This window comes from Paenarthrobacter sp. PH39-S1, from assembly GCF_030063245.1.
Classification (GTDB): domain Bacteria; phylum Actinomycetota; class Actinomycetes; order Actinomycetales; family Micrococcaceae; genus Arthrobacter_M.
This window is the reverse complement of the sequence record NZ_JASISR010000084.1, coordinates 1-2,931: the sequence shown is the minus strand read 5'-3', so window position 1 is coordinate 2,931 and position 2,931 is coordinate 1. Positions and strand designations below refer to the sequence as shown.

At 59.3% G+C, this 2,931-nt stretch carries 1 protein-coding gene and 1 pseudogene; both read right to left on the bottom strand.

What is annotated here, in order from left to right:
* Positions 1–800 precede the first annotated feature (800 nt).
* Positions 801–992, bottom strand: coding sequence for a hypothetical protein (locus QMG52_RS21530; RefSeq protein WP_283562441.1), 192 nt, complete (start codon positions 990–992; stop codon positions 801–803).
* 1,229 nt (positions 993–2,221) lie between these two features.
* Positions 2,222–2,803, bottom strand: a pseudogene (locus QMG52_RS21525) (IS30 family transposase); the annotation flags it as partial.
* Between the last annotated feature and the right edge of the window lie 128 nt (positions 2,804–2,931).

Genomic DNA, 2,931 nt, shown 5'->3' with positions numbered 1-2,931 from the left:
AAATCCTGGAAGGTTCCGCCGCCGACCCAGCACACCAGCCCCGGCCGACCATGTCGGCATCAACCTCCCCGAAACAAGAACAGCCACGCTAAGCGCCAAGTGACTCCATACAGCTTGACATTTTTCGGAAGTCCCGGAAACATGCCGAATCCGAAGCAGTCCGGCACCGATACGACCCGATCCGAGGGCCAAAGTGTGCACATTGTGCACACGCTCTTTTTGCCCTCCGACAGCAATCGGGCATACAAACTCTAGCGACCAACCTTGGTCCAGCATCACTCGCCCGTTCAGCATCATGAACTTCACCTCCTCCCAGCACCAAAATGGTATCGGCAGTCCAGCAGCTGTTTCGGCATCTCTACCTCCACACATCTCCAGGGGCCGCGACCCGGCTGGAGGCATCCGCGACCGTTTGTTGACACCCGATCAAGGGAACGGGAGGCACCTTGACGCGGGAGCCCCCAGTGTGGATACCGGTCCTGCTGGCGCCCGGATCCGCACCAAGCGTCGGTCGATAGCGGCTCACGGTCCCTCACCTCCTCAACGCTGGTACTTCAGCAGAGTTGGACCGACGGCCAGGGCGCAGGCAATACCTTCGTGAAATGTCCCGCCCCCGGGATGCCGGGTCTAAAGCTTGACCGGATGAAGAGTAATGGAAGCGGCCGCATCGTTAACCCGATGACCCCGGAGGCAACGCCGACCACAAGATCAAGGCCTCATCCGCACCGAAGTCATGCTGATAGCCGTTGATCCACCGCATCGACACCGTCAGTGTCCGCGCCTGCGCTCGTTGCCGTGGATCAGCGGGTGAAACCGCGCCACGGATTCCAGCAGAGCCGCAACTTCAGCGACAAGCCAGGATACGCTTTAGCCCCCGAAACAATTGTCGCCGACCGCGCCAGAGCGGACGCCAGCAGCCCGACGTCGCGGACATGGAAACCGTAACCGTCGATAACCTGGAGTGCGTCTTCGACATCGAGGTACTGCGTCATGCATCCGTCGGCCACGCCATCCGAATGGCCGCGTTCAACACTGCCTCAGCCCTAGCGAGGGAGGTCCGCACCAACACCGGTTACGCCCATGCCGATGACGAGGCCCACGCCCTGATCTGGCAAGCCCTAAACCGTCAGCGGCGACATCGACCCCTGCCAGGACGGTTACCTCACCATCCGCCTCGACCCGCTCCCCACCCGCCGGCAACCACCGCGATCAGAGAACTCTGCGACCGCCTCACCACCACCGAAACCAGATACCCAGGCACGCACCTCATCCTTCGGTTCGAGATCAAAAACCGCGAAACGCCACTCAACGATTAAAACGCTGGGTCAGGAGTCCTGGGTTTGTGGGAGACCTGTTCGGCCTCCATGAAACATGAGCATTGGAGCCGTGGAGGCTCCACTTCCGCAACTTAGCCATTTGGTCGGAAGGGCGCTCTAATCGGCCCTATCGCCACGACTTACAAGAAGTTCACCCTAAGGATCTACGTCTTTTGCTCGTAGGATAGAAGGCTCGAAGTCCCAGTCGCTTCTGAAGCCGCGGGCGAGGCTTGCTTTGGCCAGATGGGTCCGGCTTTGTGGCGTCTCTGGCGTCAGCAGCATTTTCATCGAGTTTCAGCAGCAAGGCCCTGATCGCGTCAAAATCAAGGTCGCGCGCGTTGGCTTTGCGGTTCTTGCCGTTAAGCTCGCGGTCAAGGGGGTCCGGTCCTTGGTCTAGACCCAGACTCCATGCGCTGAACGGCTGATTCGTACCTTCAACAGATCTGCTTGACACTTGGGGCATCTCCGATCACTGGTTCTAGGATACTACTGTAGATCGCACAGGCTCCGTTGACTTCCGCGAAAATTCACGGTAGATCCGGCTCCGCAGCAACCAGGAGGTCAAGCACCCGACGGTATTGGCGGACGCTAAAGCTGCCAGGAGAAACCATTGAAATTCTGCGGATAGGAACTGGAGCCCTCCCATTACGTACAAAAATGCCGCCCCTATCGACAGCGCAATAGATGCAAACCTCGTCAGCTTAGAAATAAGTCGTTCACCAACGCCACCTGGGTCTCTCTCGAACCCTGCCCAGACACCCAAAACGGCCGGAAATGCAAAAAGTATCGCCACAATGTCGGTGTGTTGCTCCGTGTATCCTTTCAGCCCACTCATCTGGAAGTATGACATCCATACGAGGAGAGTGGCTGCGACGGAGGAGAGAGTGGAACCAGCGATGGCGGTGTCAAGCCGTCGTAGCAACATTGTCGTTGAGTCGTTTGGTGAAGACTTCTCGTGGTGTGAGGAATCCCAGTACGGCGCGGGGACGGTCGTTTAGCTCGTCGGCGATGGCGTCCAGATAGGGTTGGTGGCTGGTGAGCTCGATGCCCTTGGGCAGGTACTCCCGGATCAGTCCGTTGGTGTTCTCATTGGACGGTCGCTCCCACGGCGAGTGCGGGTGAGCGAAGTACACGGGAAGGTCCGTTGCCACGGTCAACTGGGCATGGCGGGCCATCTCGGTGCCTTGGTCCCAGGTCAGAGAACCGCGCATCAGCGCCGGCAGGTTGTTGACCCGATCAATGAGGACATCGGCGAGGCCGACGGCCTTCTTGCCCTCGGGCAAGCCCAGCATGATCAAGAACCTGCTATGCCTCTCGACCAGGGTAGCGACAGCGCTCCTACCGCCCTGGCCGACGACCAAATCCCCCTCCCACGATCCAGGAACACGGCGATCCGAGGCTTCTTCTGGCCGGGCATCGATGCTGACCATGCCGATGATCCGCCCACCCGTCCGCTCGCCCAACGGCTTGCGGGATTTGCGGTGTGTGGGGTCTGCCCAAGGTTTGATTGACATCTGATTTGTGAGTTTTGGCTCGCAAGTGAAGGATGTTGAACATGCCTAAAGCTTTTCCTCAAGAGTTCCGCCGTGATGTGGTCGCGGTGGCCCGCAAGGGC

Coding starts and splice junctions, on each gene's coding strand:
- QMG52_RS21530 (WP_283562441.1), bottom strand. CDS start 992: ATGACGCAGTACCTCGATGTCGAAGACGCACTCCAGGTTATCGACGGT.